The sequence below is a fragment of the Pseudoalteromonas sp. MM1 genome (assembly GCF_030296835.1).
Taxonomy (GTDB): domain Bacteria; phylum Pseudomonadota; class Gammaproteobacteria; order Enterobacterales; family Alteromonadaceae; genus Pseudoalteromonas.
Window position 1 is genome coordinate 150,843 of the sequence record NZ_AP027922.1, and the last position, 20,091, is coordinate 170,933.

The 20,091-nt window shown below is 40.9% G+C and carries 18 protein-coding genes and 3 tRNA genes; 15 read left to right on the forward strand and 6 right to left on the reverse strand.

What is annotated here, in order from left to right; all coding sequences use genetic code 11:
• Window positions 1-24 precede the first annotated feature (24 nt).
• A complete protein-coding gene (locus tag QUE46_RS00705; protein WP_286245796.1) occupies window positions 25-666 on the reverse strand; it encodes a peroxiredoxin-like family protein in 642 nt (213 codons plus the stop codon).
• A gap of 108 nt (window positions 667-774) precedes the next feature.
• On the opposite strand from QUE46_RS00705, the gene QUE46_RS00710 reads away from it, so the two are divergent.
• The gene (locus QUE46_RS00710) at window positions 775-1,398 is read left to right on the forward strand and encodes a dUTP diphosphatase (protein WP_286245797.1); all 624 of its coding nucleotides are present in this window, start codon (window positions 775-777) and stop codon (window positions 1,396-1,398) included.
• Between the two features lie 8 nt (window positions 1,399-1,406).
• Here the strand turns inward: QUE46_RS00710 and yrfG are convergent, their stop codons facing one another.
• Window positions 1,407-2,054 carry a GMP/IMP nucleotidase gene (gene yrfG, locus QUE46_RS00715; protein WP_286245798.1) on the reverse strand — a complete coding sequence of 216 codons (648 nt, stop codon included), beginning with the start codon at window positions 2,052-2,054 and terminating at the stop codon, window positions 1,407-1,409.
• 62 nt (window positions 2,055-2,116) lie between these two features.
• Between yrfG and nudE the strand changes: the two genes are divergently transcribed.
• The 7 genes from nudE to QUE46_RS00750 all read left to right on the forward strand — a co-directional run bounded on the left by nudE (window position 2,117) and on the right by QUE46_RS00750 (window position 6,702).
• On the forward strand, window positions 2,117-2,689 hold the full coding sequence (gene nudE, locus QUE46_RS00720) for an ADP compounds hydrolase NudE (protein WP_286247636.1): 573 nt from the start codon (window positions 2,117-2,119) through the stop codon (window positions 2,687-2,689).
• A complete protein-coding gene (cysQ, locus tag QUE46_RS00725) occupies window positions 2,682-3,473 on the forward strand; it encodes a 3'(2'),5'-bisphosphate nucleotidase CysQ (RefSeq protein ID WP_286245799.1) in 792 nt (263 codons plus the stop codon). Before nudE ends, cysQ begins: the two co-directional genes overlap by 8 nt.
• Window positions 3,474-3,721: 248 nt before the next feature.
• Window positions 3,722-3,798 (forward strand) — tRNA-Met (locus QUE46_RS00730).
• Between the two features lie 179 nt (window positions 3,799-3,977).
• Window positions 3,978-4,054 (forward strand) — tRNA-Met (locus QUE46_RS00735).
• Window positions 4,055-4,122: 68 nt separating this feature from the next.
• Window positions 4,123-4,199, forward strand: a tRNA-Met gene (locus QUE46_RS00740).
• A 346-nt stretch (window positions 4,200-4,545) separates the two neighbouring features.
• On the forward strand, window positions 4,546-5,160 hold the full coding sequence (locus tag QUE46_RS00745; RefSeq protein WP_138541545.1) for a trimeric intracellular cation channel family protein: 615 nt from the start codon (window positions 4,546-4,548) through the stop codon (window positions 5,158-5,160).
• A gap of 33 nt (window positions 5,161-5,193) precedes the next feature.
• Window positions 5,194-6,702, forward strand: coding sequence for a YifB family Mg chelatase-like AAA ATPase (locus QUE46_RS00750; protein WP_286245800.1), 1,509 nt, complete (start codon window positions 5,194-5,196; stop codon window positions 6,700-6,702).
• A gap of 98 nt (window positions 6,703-6,800) precedes the next feature.
• Here QUE46_RS00750 and QUE46_RS00755 read toward each other — a convergent pair whose 3' ends face one another.
• Window positions 6,801-7,505 (reverse strand): response regulator transcription factor, encoded by a 705-nt coding sequence (locus QUE46_RS00755; protein WP_286245801.1) that lies wholly within the window; start codon window positions 7,503-7,505, stop codon window positions 6,801-6,803.
• 176 nt (window positions 7,506-7,681) lie between these two features.
• Window positions 7,682-10,177, reverse strand: a complete 2,496-nt coding sequence (locus tag QUE46_RS00760) for a S9 family peptidase (RefSeq protein WP_286245802.1) — start codon at window positions 10,175-10,177, stop codon at window positions 7,682-7,684.
• 84 nt (window positions 10,178-10,261) lie between these two features.
• On the opposite strand from QUE46_RS00760, the gene QUE46_RS00765 reads away from it, so the two are divergent.
• Window positions 10,262-11,338 (forward strand): CNNM domain-containing protein, encoded by a 1,077-nt coding sequence (locus tag QUE46_RS00765; RefSeq protein ID WP_286245803.1) that lies wholly within the window; start codon window positions 10,262-10,264, stop codon window positions 11,336-11,338.
• Window positions 11,339-11,356: 18 nt separating this feature from the next.
• Here QUE46_RS00765 and QUE46_RS00770 read toward each other — a convergent pair whose 3' ends face one another.
• Window positions 11,357-12,574 (reverse strand): EAL domain-containing protein, encoded by a 1,218-nt coding sequence (locus tag QUE46_RS00770; RefSeq protein ID WP_286245804.1) that lies wholly within the window; start codon window positions 12,572-12,574, stop codon window positions 11,357-11,359.
• A gap of 182 nt (window positions 12,575-12,756) precedes the next feature.
• Between QUE46_RS00770 and QUE46_RS00775 the strand changes: the two genes are divergently transcribed.
• The 6 genes from QUE46_RS00775 (at window position 12,757) to QUE46_RS00800 (ending at window position 18,718) form a co-directional block, all read left to right on the forward strand.
• Window positions 12,757-13,773: a metalloprotease gene (locus tag QUE46_RS00775; RefSeq protein ID WP_286245805.1), complete on the forward strand. Its 1,017-nt coding sequence runs from the start codon at window positions 12,757-12,759 to the stop codon at window positions 13,771-13,773.
• 157 nt (window positions 13,774-13,930) lie between these two features.
• On the forward strand, window positions 13,931-15,172 hold the full coding sequence (locus QUE46_RS00780) for an HlyD family efflux transporter periplasmic adaptor subunit (RefSeq protein WP_286245806.1): 1,242 nt from the start codon (window positions 13,931-13,933) through the stop codon (window positions 15,170-15,172).
• A 234-nt stretch (window positions 15,173-15,406) separates the two neighbouring features.
• The gene (locus tag QUE46_RS00785; RefSeq protein ID WP_286245807.1) at window positions 15,407-15,544 is read left to right on the forward strand and encodes a hypothetical protein; all 138 of its coding nucleotides are present in this window, start codon (window positions 15,407-15,409) and stop codon (window positions 15,542-15,544) included.
• A gap of 87 nt (window positions 15,545-15,631) precedes the next feature.
• The gene (locus QUE46_RS00790; protein WP_286245808.1) at window positions 15,632-15,826 is read left to right on the forward strand and encodes a hypothetical protein; all 195 of its coding nucleotides are present in this window, start codon (window positions 15,632-15,634) and stop codon (window positions 15,824-15,826) included.
• Window positions 15,810-17,975 (forward strand): peptidase domain-containing ABC transporter, encoded by a 2,166-nt coding sequence (locus tag QUE46_RS00795; protein ID WP_286245809.1) that lies wholly within the window; start codon window positions 15,810-15,812, stop codon window positions 17,973-17,975. Before QUE46_RS00790 ends, QUE46_RS00795 begins: the two co-directional genes overlap by 17 nt.
• Before the next feature lie 17 nt (window positions 17,976-17,992).
• A complete protein-coding gene (locus QUE46_RS00800) occupies window positions 17,993-18,718 on the forward strand; it encodes a CPBP family intramembrane glutamic endopeptidase (RefSeq protein ID WP_286245810.1) in 726 nt (241 codons plus the stop codon).
• Between the two features lie 36 nt (window positions 18,719-18,754).
• Here QUE46_RS00800 and QUE46_RS00805 read toward each other — a convergent pair whose 3' ends face one another.
• Window positions 18,755-20,068 (reverse strand): short-chain fatty acid transporter, encoded by a 1,314-nt coding sequence (locus QUE46_RS00805; protein ID WP_286245811.1) that lies wholly within the window; start codon window positions 20,066-20,068, stop codon window positions 18,755-18,757.
• Between the last annotated feature and the right edge of the window lie 23 nt (window positions 20,069-20,091).

A 20,091-nucleotide genomic window follows, 5' to 3' on the forward strand; every position in this document is an offset into this window, starting at 1 on the left:
AGTTGGCCTTATTTATGTTTTAAGTTATTGCAAATCAATTGATTCAACAGCGGCTAAAAGTAAGCTTTCAGTTAAGCGTACTTTATAATTAGGGTTTGCGTACTGAAAATACACAACGCCGCTTTTATCAATCACAAATACAGCCGGTACAGGCAAGGCGACGTTTACTTTGCCTTGGCCATTAACAAAGTTAACACCACGTTTATTACGATAAATAGCGGCTGTTTTATCATCTAAAAAATAAGCTAAACCTAAGGCTTTTGCTAGGGTTAAGCTATCATCTGAAAGCAGTAAATAATTTGGCGTACTTATTTTACTTTGGGCTAGTTTTTCTGGGCTATCGGGCGATACTGCAATAATTTGCGCATTTAAATTAGTTAGTTGCTGCTCAATTTTTTGTATATTAGCCAGTTGCTTTGAGCAATAAGGACACCAACCTCCGCGGTAAATAATAAGTACCGTTGTTTTTTCAGCAAAGCGCTTTTGTAACTCTACATTATTACCATGTTGATCTTTGAGCGTTATATTAGGCACGCTTAAGCCCGGTAATAATGGTGATACTTGCTCGGGGGCTTCTGCAATACCTGCAGTACTTGCTTGCGCATTAGTTACTAAAAAAGTAGCTATTATTATAGCCGCCAAGGTGTGCAGTAACACGTTACTCATTATTATTTCCTGCCTTGTTTTTATGTGCTGTTTATAATAGATCAAAAATGCACTTTTTATTATTTGCCTGTATCATAAGCGTAATTTAAAAGCTCAAGTGGAAACGATATGTCAGCCAACTTAAATAAGCTAGTAGTAATGCTAGAAATGCAAAATGCCATGAACACTAAAGTTCATGATCAGTGGTTTAGCCAAGGCTTTGAGTGGTACAGAGCCATTTGGGTAGAGTGTGCAGAAATGCTAGATCATTACGGTTGGAAGTGGTGGAAAAAACAAACCCCAGACACCGAGCAAGTAATTCTAGAATTGGTTGATATATTTCATTTTGGTTTGTCGTTAAGAATTGACGGAACAACTCCTTACGAAGAGTTAGCTAAGCAGCTAGAAAAAGAACTTAGCGCACCACAGGCCGCAGATGACTTTAAACAAACTCTTGAAGTATTAGCTGCTTCAGCAGTTGCAAATAAAACCTTTAACGCAGCCGCGTTTGCAGGGTGTATGGCGCAAATAGGGATGGATATTGACGATTTATACCGCGGTTACGTAGGTAAAAACACGTTAAATTTTTTCCGCCAAGATCATGGCTACAAAGATGGCAGCTATATCAAAGTGTGGAATGGCCAAGAAGACAACGAGCACTTGGTCGAAGTCGTTAAAAGCCTTGATACCGAACATGCCGACTTTGCAAAGTTAGTATATCAAGGTTTAGTGGCGCGTTACCCGCAACAATAATCTAGCCGCTAGATTATGTTTCTGTAGTCGGTTACGTTTAAGTAATCGGCTATTACATTATGTGGTTGTTGGCTATCTGGGTTAGCAACCGCAAGTAAATGCTCAATGCCGTATTCTCGGGCAGCATTTAAAACTGGCACACTGTCATCAACAAACAAAGTGCGCTGCTTATTAAATCCTAAATCTTTTTGTACTTGATGCCACAAACTTTGCTGCTCTTTACTCACTCCGTATTGATGAGTCGACACCACGCCATCTAAATAATTATCTATCGCGGTATGTTCAAATTTAAGCATGACGTTTTCTGGGTGGGCGTTAGTTAACAGGATTAGCTCTTTACCTGCTTTTTTTAACTCAGTTAAAAAGTGGGGCACATCTTCGCGTACTTTTATTAAGTGCTGGGTTTGGCGTTTTAATTCCATTATTGGCAAATTGAGTTGCTCTTGCCAATAATCTAAGCAATACCACTGTATTTGACCACTTACCGCTTGATAGCGCTTGTGCATTTCGGCTTTTGCTTCATCAAGGGTAATATTGCGAGTGAGCGCAAGTTGCTCTGGTACCACGTTAAGCCAAAAGTGACTATCGAAATGTAAATCGAGTAATGTTCCGTCCATATCGAGTAAAACGGTATCGATTTTTGACCAATTTAGCATGGGCTTTTCCTTGTGAAAAGTTTATGATTAAGCACAACTGCCATGATAGCAAAATAACGCCAATGACACAGAAAAAGCACCCAACTCCGCCTCAAATTATTAGTAACAATGTAGTTGCTAAAAGCCGTTTATTTACTGTTGAATCGTTAGAGCTTAAGTTTTCTAATGACGAAGAGCGCCAGTATGAGCGCATACGTGGCGGTGGCCGCGGGGCTGTAATGATTGTACCAATAACTGCAGATAACGAAATGCTACTGGTACGAGAGTATTGCGCGGGCACAAACAACTACCAATTAGGCTTTCCTAAAGGCTTGATAGACCCAGGCGAAACGCCACAACAAGCTGCAAACAGAGAGCTCAAAGAAGAAGTGGGCTTTGGTGCTGAATTTTTTGAGCCGTTAAAAGTAGTATCAATGGCACCAAGTTACTTTAACGCGACCATGCATATTTTATTTGCTAAGCAACTATATCCGCAAACGTTAGAAGGTGATGAGCCCGAACCTTTAGTGGTTGTTAAGTGGCCATTAACAGATTGGCAGTCATTATTAGAGCAAGACGATTTTACCGAAGCTCGCAGTGTTGCCGCTTTGCTATTATTAAATAAGTATTTAGCGTCTGGAGCTGCAAATGAATAAATTATTAGAGCCTTGTATTGAACTTGCACAAAGTGCAGGCGATGCCATTATGGCTATTTATAAAAAAGACGATATTGGCCAGCAAGAAAAGTCAGACTCTACGCCTGTTACAAAAGCAGACTTAGCGTCTAATGATGTGCTTGTTGCTGGTTTAAAAGCGCTTGCGCCCGACATTCCTATCATGTCGGAAGAAACGCCTATTCCGGCACTTGCTGACAGACAAAACTGGCAACGCTATTGGCTATTAGATCCGATGGATGGCACCGGCGAGTTTATTTTAGAAAGTGGTGACTTTGCCGTTAATATTGCGCTTATTGAAAATAACCACCCTGTTTTAGGTGTGATTCATTGGCCAGCAAAAGACATTACTTACTTTGCTACCGCTAACCAGGGTGCATTTAAACGAGAAAATGGTAGCGACACAAAAATGTCGGTAGCAACACCCGATAACCTAACGCTGGCAGTAAGCCGTAGACAAAAAATTGAAGCGGTCAGTCAGTATTTAAATACGCAGTTTGCCACTATTGCTGTTGGTTCGTGTTCTTTGAAGGCGTGTATAGTTGCCGAAGGTAAAGCCGACTGCTTTTTACGAATTGGTCCTACAGGCGAGTGGGATACCGGCGCATCACAAGTTATTGTAGAAGAGGCGGGTGGATGTATTACCGATGCAGAGTTTAACCCGCTTACTTATAACCAGCGTGAAAGCACTGAAAACCCTGACTTTATTGTAATGGGGCACCCAGATTGGGAGTTTCAAAAAATGATAAGCCCGCATCAGCGATAGCTATTTATAGTGCCTGTTGGTTGCTTTTTGTTCGGTTGAACGCAATTAACTAGTTAAAGCCTTGCAATATAAGTTTATTCCTATATTATAGCGCTCTCTTCGAAACAGGCTCGTTATTAACACGAAACTATTTCAAAGAAATTACAGGCGCGGGATGGAGCAGAATGATAAATCATTCGCCGGACTGCTTAAACCTGAAGTCGAAGGTCGTCGGTTCAAATTCGCCCCTTAGACTATAAACATACAGGCGCGGGATGGAGCAGCCTGGTAGCTCGTCGGGCTCATAACCCGAAGGTCGTCGGTTCAAATCCGGCTCCCGCAACCAATTTTTAAAAAATTTGGTTACTGTAAAACTCTAGCTTAAGAGACTAAATTAAGTAGTCGATAGACTTAAAATATACAGGCGCGGGATGGAGCAGAATGATAAATCATTCGCCGGACTGCTTAAACCTGAAGTCGAAGGTCGTCGGTTAAAATCCGTCTCTTAGACTATAAACATACAGGCGCGGGATGGAGCAGCCTGGTAGCTCGTCGGGCTCATAACCCGAAGGTCGTCGGTTCAAATCCGGCTCCCGCAACCAATTTCCTTTATGGAGTTGGAAGCCACGTTGTAATGTAAGCAACGCTAAATAAGTATGCATATTTCAGGCGCGGGATGGAGCAGCCTGGTAGCTCGTCGGGCTCATAACCCGAAGGTCGTCGGTTCAAATCCGGCTCCCGCAACCACTGAAATAAAAAGTTAGAATGAATCGACACTCTATATGAGTGTTTTTTTATGCCTAAAATTCAGTGAAATGAATAGCTCGTCGGTCTCAGCTCTCCACTAGCCAGCAAAGGTAGTCGTTTTAAATCTGGCTCCCGCAACCACTGAAATAAAAAGTTAGAATGAATCGACACTCTATATGAGTGTTTTTTTATGCCTAAAATTATATTTCTTTCCTTAAAAAGCACTTTTAGATTTACCCCCCAAGCAATAGCTATAAATATTACAAACTTCTCTAAAAATGCGTTATTACTTAAAACTTTGTATAGTTTGTGTTAAAACGGCAGAAATAATTTTGGGTTGTTAAACATGACTGAGCTTTACCACTGGTTTGATTTAATTGGCATTGCCGTGTTTGCTATTACGGGTACATTGGTTGCACACGAAAAGAAAATGGATGGTTTTGGTGTGGTGGTATTAGCAGCGGTGACAGCCATTGGTGGCGGTACGGTTCGCGACCTAATACTAGATGTGCCAGTATTTTGGTTACACGACCAAAGTTTTTTTTATGCTATTTTAGCTGCGGTATTTATTACCACTCGGCTTATTAACAAGCAAAAGTCGATTCCGCATTACACATTACAAATTGCCGATGCATTTGGTTTAGCATTTTTTGCGGTTATGGGTACTCAAAAAGCCTTACTAGCCGGTATGCCAAATATGACCGCAATTATTATGGGTGTAATTACCGGTTGCTTTGGTGGCATGCTCCGAGATGTGCTTGCCCGCGAAATTCCTATGCTGCTAAAAGGCGAGCTATACGCAATTACCTGTATCGCAGGCGGTGTAGTTTATACTTTGGGTATTCACTTTGCGTTAGCGACCGAACTTGCCATGGTAATGGCAATGCTAACCACCTTATTACTTCGTATTGCAGCTATTAAATGGCAAATCACAGTACACGTTTTTAAATATTCTGACTAAACTAATTAATTAAACCATTAATTAGGATAAGGAATGTCGCTAGCTCGCATTTATTCTCGTGCCCAAGTAGGTATAAACGCCCCCGAGGTTATTGTAGAGGTACACCTTGGGAATGGTTTGCCAGCTTTTCATATTGTAGGGCTTCCTGAGGCCTCAGTTAAAGAATCAAAAGATAGGGTGCGTAGCGCCCTAGAAAACTCACAATTTGGTTTTCCCGATCAACGTATCACCGTAAATTTAGCCCCTGCCGATTTACCTAAAGATGGAGGGCGCTTTGACTTAGCTATTGCCGTAGGTATTTTAGTGGCCTCTGGGCAGGTTGTTTGCCCTGATATACATAAATATGAGTTTTACGGAGAGCTTGCCCTTAATGGCGAAGTGCGTGGTGTAAATGCCATTTTGCCCTCTGTACTTGCAGCAAAAGAACAAGACCGCTGCTGCTTTTTACCTTTTACCAACGATAGCCTCGCAAGTTTGGTGAACGGCGTTAAACGTAAAGCGGTTAATTCGCTGCAAGAAGTGTGGGGCGATTTACTAAATCAGCAGCCGCTGCCTTTAAATATTGAATACCCTGATTGCGCCCAGTCTCCCGACTTTTTACTCGATTTAAGTGATGTTAAAGGCCAACCCGGTGCTAAGCGAGTGCTAGAAATAGCTGCAGCTGGAGGCCATAACCTACTTTTTTTAGGCCCGCCTGGTACGGGCAAATCTATGCTAGCGCAGCGTATGGCAACGATAATGCCAACCATGTCGGACGATGAGGCAATATCAACGGCTGCACTGTATTCTATTATTGGCCAATCTATTGACTTAAATAATTGGCGCCAGCGGCCGTTTCGAAACCCGCACCACACTTGCTCAGCCGTTGCTTTAGTGGGTGGTTCTTCAAACCCTAAGCCGGGTGAAATTTCACTTGCGCATAACGGGGTATTGTTTTTGGACGAGCTTCCGGAATTCGAACGTAAGGTACTTGATTCTCTGCGTGAGCCTATGGAAACCGGTTCTGTGGTTATCTCCCGTGCTGCAAGGCAAATGGAGTTTCCGGCGCAGTTTCAGCTAATAGCTGCACTCAACCCAAGTCCGACTGGATGCCATAATGATAAGCGAGCAACGCCTGACCAAGTTATGCGTTATTTATCTCGCGTGTCAGGCCCGTTTATCGATCGTATCGATTTGCAAATTGAGCTGCCACGTTTAACCAGTGTTGAGCTGCAAAGTACTCAGCCTGAAGAAAGCAGTGCTCAAGTTAGGCAGAGGGTTGAAGCTGCATATCATATTCAGTTAAAACGCCAAGGTAAGGTTAACGCGCGTCTAAATAACAAAGAAATGAATATACACTGTGAGCTTGCGCCTGCTGAGTTGCAGTTTTTAGCACGCGCTAGCGAAAAGTTGTCGTTATCACCGCGCTCTTACCATAGGGTCATTAAAGTGGCGCGTACAATTAGTGATTTAAAAGGTGCAGAGCATATTAGTTTAGAAGAGCTAAAAGAGGCGCTAAATTATCGTGCTTTTGAGCGGTTACTAGCGCAGTTAACTAAATAAACTAAACGCTGCTGGAAGTAATACCGAACCGTAATAATGTTTAATTATTTTAAGGTGTTAAGCTCAGTGTATTTTTATGATGTTAAAATTTTAATGCGCTAAATTGAGAGCATATAGCCTTTGCCACGTACGGTTACAATACGCTTTTGGTCTTTTTCATCGTATAGCTTTTTACGCAAACGGCCAATTAAAACATCCACAGTGCGGTCATTTGGGCTCCAATCGGGCTGACCTATTTCTTCTGATATTTTCTCACGCGAGGTGGCTTTGCCTGCGTTGCTAATTAAACAAATTAGCACTTTGTGCTCGGCTTCGGTTAAGCGCGACTCAATACCCGATGAGGTAATTAATGTGCGATTGTCGGGGTGAAGTTTAAAGTCGGCGTATTCTATAAATTCTTCGCTTTCGTCATCATCTTGATTAATTGCAATACGTTTATAAAGCGCACGCATGCGCAGCTCAAGCTCTAATAAGTCGACAGGCTTGCAAATATAATCATCAGCGCCTTGGGCAAGCCCTGCAATACGATCTGCTTGTGAGTCACGGCTGGATAAAACAATGACGCCAATATCGGTCAAAGTGTTGAGCTCTTTGGCAAGCTGCAATCCATCACGCTTGGGTAATACAATATCAATAATGGCAAGAGAAATAGCATTGCGCAGGTTTACGCGTTGCCTAACTATGTTTAGGGCATCAGCACCTGTGGGGTCTATTTCTATCGAAAATTCGGTGTCTGTAAAGTGATTTTGGATGCGCTTAACGAGTAGCTCGTCGTCTTCAACCAATAAAACGTTAATTGCCATAGGACTTATTTTTGTATATTTATAGCTCTGTATGGTAGCACCAATCGTTTAATGCTGAGAAGGGGGGTCTGTAACTTTTCGGTAACTTTATGTTTCAAATATAAAAGGGGTCATACAAAGCACCTGTTGATAGGATGAAGCTCAGCACACTTAGTAAAAATGTGCTGAGCGCTGTGTTACTTATCTGAGTACATAGCATCCCACCATTGTGGTTCGCCTTTTAGGTGTTTATCAAAATAAGCAAGCATGGTGTTCCACCAGTCAAAGCGTTTGTCACGAGCAAAAATTTGATGGTTAGCGCCTTTGTATTCAATAAGCTCTACGTCTTTGTTTAGTAGTTTTAAAGCTGTATACATGGTTAAGCTTTCACCAACAGGTACATTGGTATCGCTATCGCCATGTAAAAGTAACAAAGGAGTCGTTACTTTATCGGCATGAAATACAGGGCTATGATCGCTGTACAGTTTAGCGTTATTCCACGGAAAGCTATTTTTAGAGGCTTCGCCTGAGTATAAATAACCCCACCAACCTTCGCCCCAATATGAGGTTAAGTTAGAAATACCCGCATGCGCAATTGATGCACTGAACATGTCGGTTTTTGTTGCCAGCAGCATGGTCATAAAGCCACCATAAGAGGCGCCTAAATTACCTACTTTTTTGCTATCAACAAAATCGTACTTTTTCAAAAATGCTTGGGTACCTTGCATTATATCGTTAGCGGTATAGTCACCCCAGGCATTAACGTGCTGTGCAGAGAACTTTTGCCCAAACCCTGTTGCTCCTGTGGGCTGTAATACATAAACAACATAGCCATTTTCTGCCCATAAGTTAAATGGGTAGCGACCTGTAAAGCCACGAGTAACCGGTGAAGTGCCGCCGTAGTAATAGACAAGCGCAGGGTGTTTTTTAGTTTTATCTAAATTAGTAGGTAGGTATACACGTCCTGTTATTTCTACGCCGTCTTTATTTGTAAAATTAAACTCTTCAAGGGTCGGAATTTGCGTATTAGCGTAGGCAAGCGGCTTAGAATCCCAGATTAGATCTGTTTTGTTTTTACTTATATTTAAGCGTTTAAGCTGCTGTGGCGTAGATGCTGTGGTACCGCTTAGAAGTACTTGCGGGTTTCTCTCGTGCGAGTAGCTAAACTGCTCGACGATATCTAGGCCTGTATTAAGTTTTTTAAAGCGCTGTTTACTTAAGTCATATAAATACAAAGGTTGGGTATCTTGCTCGGTTACTTTTATAAGCGCATCGCCGTTATCAAGCACATGTAATTCACCTATAGCGGGGTCAAACTGCTTACTCAGCGCTTTTACGTTTTTACCGTTATCGCTAAGTAAGTATAATTGGCCGTCGTAATTATTAGCTAACATCTCTTTTGGAAGGGCGCGGCCTGCACCATTTTTAAAATCTGGGCCCGCAACAACGTATACATCTTTATTGGCGTACTTTGCATGATTAAAGGTTTTAAATTTACCAAAAGAGGTTATTTTATTTGATTTTAAATCAAGCTCCAGCAGTTCGGTCTCTGGGTGGGTGGTGGCTTGCATAACCATCGCTTGTCGGCTCATTAAAACCTTGCCACGATTTGTGTTTGCATCTTCAAAGTTATGTGAGATAGGTCCTTGGCTCAGTGCTTTGGTTAAGCCACTGTGAGTGTCTAATATATAGAGTTGACTTACGTTGCGTGCGTATGACCATCTATCTTGCAGGCCTTTGTAGTGCTTAGTTAAGCTGTTGTTGTCTTCAGGTGTTTTAGACCAGCTAAAAATAAGGCTGTTACTATCATAAAAATTAAAGTTGCTCGCGCCTTCAAGTTCTGTGGCTAATGTTTTAACGCTGAGGTTTTTACGGTTTAGCTGTTTTAGCTCGTTGCCTAACATATAAACTAAAAATTGGTTATTGGGGCTCCACACCATATTGCTTGGCTGTTGGCCTTCAAAACGATACAAGGTTTGGTTTTGGTTATTTTTAAGCTCAGTTACCACGTTTGCTTGGTTAGCAGTTTGGTTTGAATAGCTGCGTGTACTAGTAACATATTGTTTAGCATCGGGCGCAAAAGAAAGCCCACTAATGGTAGGTGCATCAAAAAGCTGCTCGGCTGAAAGTCGCTCGGTTGTAGAAGTATTAATTGTAATTTTGTCAGTATCGGATTTGGGCTCAAAGTCGAGGGAAACGTTGTTCCAGTTGGCAACCTGTTGTGCTACTACAATCACTTTATGAGTGCCATTTGTTAACGATAAAGAGTATGTGTGGTTATCCCCTTTTTGAAGCTTAGCATCGACAAACAACTGAGCGTTTTCTACTCCCTTTATGGTTAATGTACCCTGGCTAAAGCGCCTTGTTTCAATATTGAACTTAAGCGCTTGTAGGCCACCTAAAGTAAGCGCGTTTACTTTATGAAACGGCTGCCAGCTGTGCTTTTTACCAAATACAGACACGCTTTGCGAATTACGTTGCAGAGGCTCTAATAAGTTATTAATAATGGTTTGACCGTGTGGCGTTTGAAATGGCTTAACTTGCATGTTTTCGCCTAGGGGGCCAATAAACTCAATACTTGATTTATCAAGCGGGGCTGCTATTGCGGTCATACTCAAACTGCTCAGAACAAAAAGCCTGGCAGTCTGTTTTAGTAATTTATTTTTTGTGGTCCAAGGTGAGCTAATTCTCATATTTGTGCCTATTATTGATAGTTATTTGGCCAAATATAGCATGTATTGTTACCATGCCCATATGTTCAACTCATCGGAGAAAAAGTGACTTTACTGATTGTGTACATGGTTGCTGCCATCGTCATTTCTTTTTTATGTTCAGTTATGGAAGCAGTGCTATTAAGTATTTCGCCGAGTTACGTAGCGCTATTACGTAAAAAACAGCCAGAACTTGCTAAGCAACTCGAAAAGCTAAAAAATAATGTAGATCAACCGCTTGCTGCAATACTAACGCTTAACACCGTGGCTCATACCGCCGGTGCTGCAGGCGTGGGCGCACAAGCTGCTGTGGTTTTTTCAGATGCGGCGGTCGGCATTGCTTCTGCCATAATGACACTTTTAGTATTGGTACTTTCAGAGATCATTCCAAAAACCTTAGGAGCCAATTATTGGCGTGCCTTAACCCCTAGCGTGACTTACTCCTTACGCTTTTTAGTAATATCGCTAAAACCATTTGTATGGTTTGCTCAAAAGCTCACTAATTTAATGGGTGCCAAGCACGATGAGGCTTTTTATATTCGCCAAGAAATAGAAGCTATGGCAGATATAGGCACTGAGTCGGGGGCTCTTCATCAAGATGAGTCTGAAATTATCCGTAATTTACTGCATTTTAGGCATGCTAAATTATGTGATTTAATGACCCCGCGCACCGTACTGTACAAGGTGCATAAAGGTTTAACCGTCGATCAGTATATGAGTGAGCATGGCTCGTCTTCGTTTTCGCGAGTGCTTGTATTTGATAAAGATGCCGATGATATTATTGGCTTTGTGCATAAAAACGATATTATGTTGGCTTATCACCGCCTTGGCACCGACTATAAAATTAGCAAATTAGTAAAGCCTATTCACACGGTACCAGAAGGGCATAATGTGTCGTCGTTACTACAAACCTTGCTTAAACAGCGCACTCATATATGTTTAATTGTTGATGAGTACGGTGATGTGCAAGGTATTGTAACCCTAGAGGATATGATAGAAGCGCTTATGGGGCTTGAAATTGTTGATGAGCGTGACCAGTCAACCAATATGCGAATGGTTGCTAAGCAGCGTTGGCGCCAGCGTTTAGCAAGCAGTGAGCACATAGTAAGTAAAGATGATGATACGCCCCGAGACAACAGGTAATTGCCTCGGGAGTGAAGGCTAACGTTTAATTGTGCCCCCAGTAGTATTGACCCAGTTTAGTGCCCACTCAATAAAATCGTCTTTGGGTTTGGGGCAGGTAAATAAAAAACCCTGCATAGCTAAATTGGTGCGGTAATTTTTTAAGTATAACGACTCTTCAGCGCGCTCCACGCCCTCAGCCACTAGGGCTAATTGCTCTTGGCTGGCAATATCAACCAGAGAACTAACGACTACTTGCGAGAACTGATCTGTTTCAATATTACTAATAAGTGTACGGTCAATTTTTATTTCAGTAAAAGGCAGGCGTTTGAGCTGGTTCATATTGGTAAAGCCCACCCCAAAGTCATCTAATGATATACCAAAGCCATGCATTCTTAATCTGTTTAGCGTTTCTAGCTGAGAAAGGCTAGATAGCGCATGCTGCTCGGTGATTTCTAAAATAATATCACTTGGTGATAACTCATTGAGCTGTAAAATAAGCATTAGCTTATTAGGGCAGCTTAAATCATCTAATTGCGTAGGTGATAGGTTAAAAGCCAGTTTTAGGTGCGCGGCAATACTTGTGCGTATGGCTTTTAAATCGCTGGTGGCTTGTTCAAATAAGCTAAAGGTAATTTGATTAATTAATCCGCATTGCTCCGATAATGAAATAAAGCGGTTGGGTGCGATGATTTCGCCAGTATCCGTTTTAACTATGCGCGCTAATACTTCAATACTTTCTATTTCACTGGTTTGAGAATTTATTTTGGGCTGATAGTAAGGTGTTATTTCGTTTAATTTTATTGCCTCATGCAATGCTTTTTCTGAAATAGAGGTATAGGAATGATCGTTGTGTACTGCTAAATGTTGTGCTTTTTGTAAAACGGTTTTTACTTGGTTTAGTTGTACAGGCTTAGCTAAATTTGCGACTAAGTGAATATTGCTATGGCGCGCTAAATTTGCAGCTAAATTAATAACCTTGTGATCCATCTCCGAAATTATAACTACTGCACCTGTAAAATTAAGCTCGCCTAGCTTTCTGATGAACTCCATGCCATCCATTTCAGGCATGTTTAAATCTGTAAATACAATATCGTAAAAGTTTATATCGTCTGTTACATGAGTTAGCGCTTGCTGAGCACTCAGGCATTTTGTAACTTTATTCGAGACTCCTAACTCATTTAAAATGGCCTCCATAACAATTAAAATTGCCTTAGAGTCATCCACAACTAAAATATTGGGTACCGAAATCGACATGCTCTATCCTTGTAACTGCTTAATATATTAGTACTGTAAAAATAGCGCCTGATCAGCCTTTTGTCAGCTTAGTTTTATATTATTTTTTATCTTTTAAGTGCTTTTGTGCTTATTGTTTAAGGCAATTCGTGTTTTTTAAATTCATCGGTATACTAGCGCCATTGTTTTAACTGGTTTTAGTCATGATAAAAATCGATCTCATGCTTGCAGAGCAACCATTAACGCTAATGGTATCTGGGCATAAAATAGTACAAATATTTCATAATCAACAGGCCATAAGCTTTACAACACCCAAAGAGCATTACGCCGAATTTACTTTAGATAATAAGCAAATAGGGATTGATAGCTCACATGTTCATGAGCAGTCTTTATCGTTATTTGTTGATGGTGTGTTTGCTACTGAACTAGCTTTACCTGCGCCGGTAAATAGCCAGCCCAAAAAAGGCTTTTTAGGGCTAGCGGCACTGGGCTTTAAATTATTTAAAAGTGCAAAAGTAATTAAGGTGGCTTTAGCGAGTGCATCGGTTGCCGGCTATGCCTGGTTATTTAGTATTGAATTTGCACTAATGCTAATTGCCTGTTTAGTGGTACATGAGTACGGACACGTTAGAGCCATGAAATACTTTGGCATAAAAACCAAGGGTATTTACCTTATTCCTTTTGTAGGCGGATTGGCTGTTAGTGACGATAAAATAACAACGCGCTGGCAAGATGTAGTTATATCACTCATGGGGCCAGCGTTTGGTTTATTTACCTCAGTGCTGGGTGTGGTTTTATATTACGCCACCGAAATGGACATATTTGCCGGCGTTGCAGTACTCAGTGCCTTATTGAATTTGTTTAACCTTTTGCCTATTTTACCGCTTGATGGCGGCCATGTACTAAAAAGTATCAGCTTTTCAATGCGCTCTTGGGTCGGTTTAAGTGTGTGTTTACTCGGTGTGTTATTTGGCTTATGGCTTAGTTATACATTTGGTTTAATGTTACTGGTATTCTTTTTGTTTGTGGGCGCACTGGAAATTGTATTTGAGTGGCGCGGCCGGCATTACTCGCATTTATTGCCGCTTGATAAATACGGACAAGGTTTTTCAGCCGCTATGTACGCTATTGTAGTTGCAGGCCATGTCGCTGTAATGATGCATTTTGCGGATTCTGACAATCCAATATTGAGTCTGCCGATGACGATTTTATCAAGCTAATAATAAAAAACAGTATGGAAAGTTTAAAAAATGCGCACGATGCTGTTTTTTTTGTTCGGTTGTTGCTGTTTTTAAAGGGTTTTGTATGTTTATTGTTGTTTTGTTGTAACTAAAGGTGTACCGTACCGATATCAATATGTTCAGGGATGGTTCAGGGATGTTATTTAGAAAGGAAGCTGTCGCTCAGCAAAGTGAGCGTTTGACAGGGGGTATAACCCTCGCACAACCACTATCAATAAAGTTAACTGTGCTTATTTTGACCTGTATGGCAGTCGCAGTTATTACCTTCTTATTCACCGCTGAATACTCTCGTAAAGAAACCGTGCGCGGTTTTTTAATACCCAATAAAGGGATAATCCAAAGCTTTGCTAGTCAAGGTGGTATGATTGAGCAGCTATTTGTACAAGAGGGTGATGCCGTTACTAAAGGTCAGCCGCTGGCGACCATTATTGTACAGCAAAATAACAGCCAAGGCATAGCCTTGAGTACCCAGCTTGTTGAGCAGCTAAGTATGCAAATACAGTTGCTCAATGATGAGATAATACAAAACCTTACCCTAAAAAAGCAAGAGTCACTTAACTTGCAAGCGCAAAAACGTGCACTTACTAATGAGCAAGCTGCATTACAAAGTCAACTAGCTCTGGCTGATGAAAAATTAGGGCTACTTAACCGCCAACAAAGCAACCTTAATCAACTTAATAAAAATGGCTTTTTATCAAACATCGAGCGAGAGCAACAGCAGCAAGCCCTGTTAGATGCTAAGCAAGAAAAACAAAACCTAGCGCGCTTGCTGATGCAGCAAGAAAACCAATTAAGTCAACTTAGCTTTAATATTGCCAATGTGCCCCAGCAGTATACGTTGCGTATAAATAGCCTTAAACGCCAACAAGCGGATATTCAAAACCAGCTCACACAAATTAAAAGTAACTATCAATATACCATAACAGCCAGTAACAGCGGTGTTGTTACTAGCATTCAAGTGGTTGAAGGCGAAACACTTACCCAAGCCAAACCACTGTTGTATATTATTCCCGAAGGCTCAAAGCTAGTAGCAGAGTTGCTGCTACCAACACGTTCAGCAGGCTTTATACAGCTAGGTAACGATACGCGCCTGCGTTTTGATGCTTTCCCTTATCAACGCTTTGGTTTCATTAACAGTAAAATTAGCCGGATTGATAAGGCACTCATTACCCCAAATGAAATACGCTTGCCCATTGCACTGCAAGAGCCGGTGTACCGCCTGCGAGCAACACTCAGCCAGCAACAAATGCAGGCTTATGGTAAAGCGTTTGAGCTAAAAAGCGGTATGTTATTTGAGGCGGATATTATGTTAGAGCAGCGTAAACTGATTGAATGGCTGCTTGAGCCGCTGTATAGCCTAAAAGGGCGTGTAAGTTAATCGCAATGTTTGGGTTGTAGAACGGGATTTATTTCGATAATAAGAAGAAATTCATCTGTTTAATTTGCTGTAATAAGTAATATTAAGCAGAGAATAGAGTGGCTGACTTTAGTCAAACTTTAGCGAGCACAACTAAAGCCAGCCTATTAACCGCTCACCTTTATGATAATGGTTGAGCACATTAACAAACCGATGACTTAACTAAAAAGCATCGGATTTATGGAGTATAACATTATGCGTGAATTAAACGTAAAAGAAATTAAAGAAGTGAATGGTGGTAGTCGTTGGGTAAAAGTTTTCAAATTTATTGCTTATAACCTCCCTGAATATGGTGGTGGTGGTAGATATGGATCAGGTGGCTGGCGCCCTTAATTGTAAAAAGTGCTATGGCCCTAAGTGGCCATAGCACTTTATTGGTTATGAATCAAAGTTACTTCATTTTTGGTTTTAGGGGGTAATATGTTGAAAGCGGGATTGGATGTCATCGTTGAATTAAGTGCATTGCTTATTACATTTATACTTGTTCAGGTTTATTTTGGAGGACTTGGTTTGAATTCATTTATTGTCTCAGTAATTGTATTTTTAAGTGCTTTAGTATTTATGAAGGTGTGCATTTATTATATTGGGAAAATTATAAATGCAAAAAAGGCATAAGACGAAAAGCTACACCAGTATAAATTTTTCTACATCACGATCAGTTCCTCTAATCCTTCAATCCGAAATAGCTGAATGCGGCCTAGCCTCTATGGCAATGGTGGCAAGCTATCACGGTCATAGGCTGGATATGCCAGCCATGCGTAAGCGCTTTTCGGCTAATTTAAAGGGGATGAACTTACAGCAGCTGATAGAGCTGGGTGATGGCTTGGGGTTCGCCAGCCGTGCACTGCAATGCCCGCTCGAGGAAGTCCATAAACTGCAAACACCGTGTATATTGCACTGGGATATGAATCACTTTGTGGTATTGACCAAAGTCTCTGGTAAAGGATCTTCAGCTAAATTTGCAATTAACGACCCAGCTGTTGGTAAACGTAATTTAAATAGTGATGAATTTAGTAAACACTTTACAGGTATTTGTTTAGAGCTGACTCCAACTAGTCAGTTTGAAGCCAAACAAGAACAAGCACAGATGAAGTTTACCCAACTTTGGAGCTCGATGAAGGGCTTAAAAGCAGGGCTAATAAAACTGATTGCGTTGTCACTGGTATTGCAATTATTTGCTCTGATGACCCCTTATTATATGCAGTGGGTGGTGGATGAAGTATTAATTAGTTTTGATGAATCGTTATTAACGGTACTCGCTATGGGCTTCGCGCTGATTGCGATTATTTCGGTGGTAACCAATGCTGTACGAAGTTGGCTGATTTTACGGCTTTCCAGCCTTTTGAATATGCAAATGGGGGTTAATTTACTCAGGCATTTATTGCGACTACCGATGAATTATTTTGAGTCGCGCCATGTTGGCGATATTGTGTCGCGCTTTGGCTCCTTGGCACAAATACGGGAGCGCATAACTACAGGATTTGTAGAAACACTGGTCGATGGCGTGATGGCTATTACCGTTTTGATTATGATGCTAGTTTATTCGCTAAAGCTCACTGCAATAGTTGTAGGTGCAATTGTGCTTTATACCTTAGTGCGTTTAGCGCTTTACAGGCCACTGCACCAAGCTACTGAAGAAATGATTCAATCATCTGCCAAAGAGCAATCGAACTTTTTAGAAAATATTCGGGGTATGCAAACTATAAAATTGTTTGGTAATGAATCGCAGCGCCAAGGTATTTGGCAAAACCGTTATGCAGAGGTAATAAACAGTGAAATTCGTTTAGGGCGTTTAAACATTAGCTTTGATTCATTTAATAAACTGTTATTTGGCCTTGAAAATGTATTGGTGATTTACTTTGCTGCATTGCTAGTTATGAGCAATAGTTTGTCTGTTGGTATGGTACTGGCGTTTATTGCTTATAAAAACCAGTTAACCAGCCGCTTTGCCAACTTAATTGAGCAAATTATTCAATTCAAAATGATGCGCTTACACTTAGACCGTATTGCAGATATAGCACTCACGAAACAAGAAGCTAATCGTGACGGTGAAATGGCCTATACAGGTGATGACGAAGGTAAAGTTAAAGGCCAGCTTACGCTCGAGAATATTTGCTTTAGTTACAGTGAAGAGCAAGTGCCGATTTTAAATAATGTTAATTTAACGCTGAATTCCGGTGACTCGATTGCGATTACGGGTCCGTCAGGTGCGGGTAAAACTACGTTGATGAAAATAATGCTAGGGTTATTACAGCCAACCTCAGGGACGGTGTTGCTTGATGGCAAAGATATTACCCAGCTTGGCCTTAAAAACTACCGTAAACAAATAGCTGCAGTGATGCAGGATGACACATTGTTAGCTGGCTCAATCGCCGATAACATCAGTTTTTTTGACCCACAGCCCAATTACTTGAAAATAGAGCAATGTGCCCGACATGCAGCTATTCATGATGATATTACCAAAATGACTATGGGCTATAACTCATTAGTGGGTGATATGGGATCAAACTTATCTGGCGGGCAAGTACAGCGTTTACTTCTTGCTCGCGCATTGTATCAATCGCCCTGCGTGTTGTTTATGGATGAAGCAACTAGCCATTTAGATAAAGACAACGAAGCGAAAATAAGTGAGCAAATTCAGCTCTTACCCATCACACGGATTATGATTGCCCATCGTCAAGAAACTATTAATATGGCGGGTAACGTTTATAAGTTACAAGCGGGCAGTTTAAATACTACTGAAATAGCAAGAGATACTGCTTAATGGTTATATGAAAGAATATGAAAAGTGAAACAATTGGTACTGTAGAGCAAGTTTTTTATACTGTCTGCTGGGTAGCTTTCTTTTCAATAATCATCCCTATGGTCGCGGTTTTCATTTTTTTTATTACTGGCTTAGGTTCGTTAGTTCTTGATAATGTCAGTACTTTTGAGCAATTTGAGTCGAATCCCAATGTTACATTTATAGTATCGTTAATCTCGTTATTACTGATTATTCCGCTTCTGAAATACTCATTATACTCTAGTGAGAGAACACAAATAATAGCGAGGCTGGCAGTACAGCCTGTTCGTATATGTCCTTTAGTTTATGTATTAATAGTCACTTTTGCATATATGATAGTAGAGTATTATTTAGCTGACCACTTAATGGTAGAAGCTCCTAATTTTATGTTGGAAATGCAAGGACAAACAAATAATTTATTAGACAAGTCTCTACTATTTTTCGCCGTAGTTGTTATCGCTCCTATTTTTGAAGAGATGATTTTCAGAGGCGTTGCGTTTTACAGGTTACAGCAGACTGCTTTAGGTGTAAGTGGTGCTGTAATAATTCCTAGCTTAATATTTGCTTTTTTACATGGTCAGTATGATCAAGTTTATATATTTGTACTGCTGTTTTTATTTTCTTGTTTTATGGGAGGGGTTCGCTCCTTAACGGGGAACATTTGGTATTGTGTTTTAGGCCATATGATAATTAATTTATTTGCGATTAGTGAGCTTATTTTATAAAAGTAACATTAGCCCTCTACGGATCATTCTTATTCGTTACGGATAAAAGCTCAAAGTTAAGGATATAAATACCCCCGTTACAAATAACTGCACTACACAAAACCCCATAATGTCTTTCGCTTTTAACCCTGCAATGGCTAATACCGGTAAAGCCCAAAAGGGTTGAATTAAATTAGTCCACGCATCGCCCCACGCAACAGCCATTGCAACGCGTGATATATCGGCGCCCAGCTCTTGCGCTGCGGGTATAACAATAGGTGCTTGTACTGCCCATTGCCCGCCGCCAGAAGGCACAAACATATTAACGAGTCCTGCACTTATAAAGCTAAAAAATGGCAAGCTATCGGCATCTGCTACGGCAATAAAACCACGTGATATTTGCTGCGCTAAACCACTATCGACCATAACGGCCATAATACCTGCATAAAATGGAAATTGAATAACAATGCCTGCGCCGCTAGGGATTGCTTGTTGTAAGCTATTAAGTAAGTTATGGGGTGTTTGGTGTAAGGTAATGGCTAAAAACAAAAACATCGCAATAACGCTATTAAGGTTTAGGCTACCGTCTGCAATTACAAAGTAATACGCCAAATAACACAGACCGAGTAAACCAATTGCGATGCCTAGCAGTTTACTGTGTTCTAAATGTTGAGCCGGGCGGGTTATGTTTTCATTATGAGCGGGGGATTCTTTTATTAGCGCTGGGTCCACATATACGCTGTTTTTATCACTGGGTAGCATATAGCGGTTAACCAGCGGCATAATAATAAATAAGCCAATTAATATTGCTATGTTAAAACCAGCAAACAGGGTTTGATCAGTACTAATTATACCAATGCTACTTTGTGAAAAGTGCCCCTCGGTAGCAATGGTGAGCGGGATAGAGCCTGCTAAACCGCCATGCCATACAACAAAGCCAGAGTAAGCACTGGCTACTAGCAACCTGTAATCAACTTGTGTTTGCTTAGCAATGGCTTTAGCAAATAAAGCGCCAATCACTAAACCAAATCCCCAGTTGAGCCAGCTGGCAAGTAGCGAAATCAATGTGACTAAAATAATGGCTTTTGGTGCTGTATTGGCAAGCGTAGCTAGTCTTTTTAATAGCTTATTGATAGGCGGTGTACTTGCCAGCATATAGCCGGTAATAAGCACTAACAGCATTTGCATGGCAAAGCTCAGCAGGTTCCAAAAACCACTTCCCCATGCGTTAATAACTTCAAGACTGGTTGAGGGGGTAAATAGGCTAGCGCATAGTAAGGTAATAATGCTTAGCAATATGACAAATATAAAAGGGTCGGGTAAGTAGCGCTCTACTAACTTGGTAAATGGTGTGGCAATTTTATTTAGCATAGTGTGTCTGTGTGTTTTTTATT

Coding starts and splice junctions, on each gene's coding strand:
- QUE46_RS00705 (WP_286245796.1), bottom strand. CDS start 666: ATGAGTAACGTGTTACTGCACACCTTGGCGGCTATAATAATAGCTACT.
- QUE46_RS00710 (WP_286245797.1), top strand. CDS start 775: ATGTCAGCCAACTTAAATAAGCTAGTAGTAATGCTAGAAATGCAAAAT.
- yrfG (WP_286245798.1), bottom strand. CDS start 2,054: ATGCTAAATTGGTCAAAAATCGATACCGTTTTACTCGATATGGACGGA.
- nudE (WP_286247636.1), top strand. CDS start 2,117: ATGACACAGAAAAAGCACCCAACTCCGCCTCAAATTATTAGTAACAAT.
- cysQ (WP_286245799.1), top strand. CDS start 2,682: ATGAATAAATTATTAGAGCCTTGTATTGAACTTGCACAAAGTGCAGGC.
- QUE46_RS00745 (WP_138541545.1), top strand. CDS start 4,546: ATGACTGAGCTTTACCACTGGTTTGATTTAATTGGCATTGCCGTGTTT.
- QUE46_RS00750 (WP_286245800.1), top strand. CDS start 5,194: ATGTCGCTAGCTCGCATTTATTCTCGTGCCCAAGTAGGTATAAACGCC.
- QUE46_RS00755 (WP_286245801.1), bottom strand. CDS start 7,505: ATGGCAATTAACGTTTTATTGGTTGAAGACGACGAGCTACTCGTTAAG.
- QUE46_RS00760 (WP_286245802.1), bottom strand. CDS start 10,177: ATGAGAATTAGCTCACCTTGGACCACAAAAAATAAATTACTAAAACAG.
- QUE46_RS00770 (WP_286245804.1), bottom strand. CDS start 12,574: ATGTCGATTTCGGTACCCAATATTTTAGTTGTGGATGACTCTAAGGCA.
- QUE46_RS00775 (WP_286245805.1), top strand. CDS start 12,757: ATGATAAAAATCGATCTCATGCTTGCAGAGCAACCATTAACGCTAATG.
- QUE46_RS00780 (WP_286245806.1), top strand. CDS start 13,931: ATGTTATTTAGAAAGGAAGCTGTCGCTCAGCAAAGTGAGCGTTTGACA.
- QUE46_RS00785 (WP_286245807.1), top strand. CDS start 15,407: ATGCGTGAATTAAACGTAAAAGAAATTAAAGAAGTGAATGGTGGTAGT.
- QUE46_RS00790 (WP_286245808.1), top strand. CDS start 15,632: ATGTTGAAAGCGGGATTGGATGTCATCGTTGAATTAAGTGCATTGCTT.
- QUE46_RS00795 (WP_286245809.1), top strand. CDS start 15,810: ATGCAAAAAAGGCATAAGACGAAAAGCTACACCAGTATAAATTTTTCT.
- QUE46_RS00800 (WP_286245810.1), top strand. CDS start 17,993: ATGAAAAGTGAAACAATTGGTACTGTAGAGCAAGTTTTTTATACTGTC.
- QUE46_RS00805 (WP_286245811.1), bottom strand. CDS start 20,068: ATGCTAAATAAAATTGCCACACCATTTACCAAGTTAGTAGAGCGCTAC.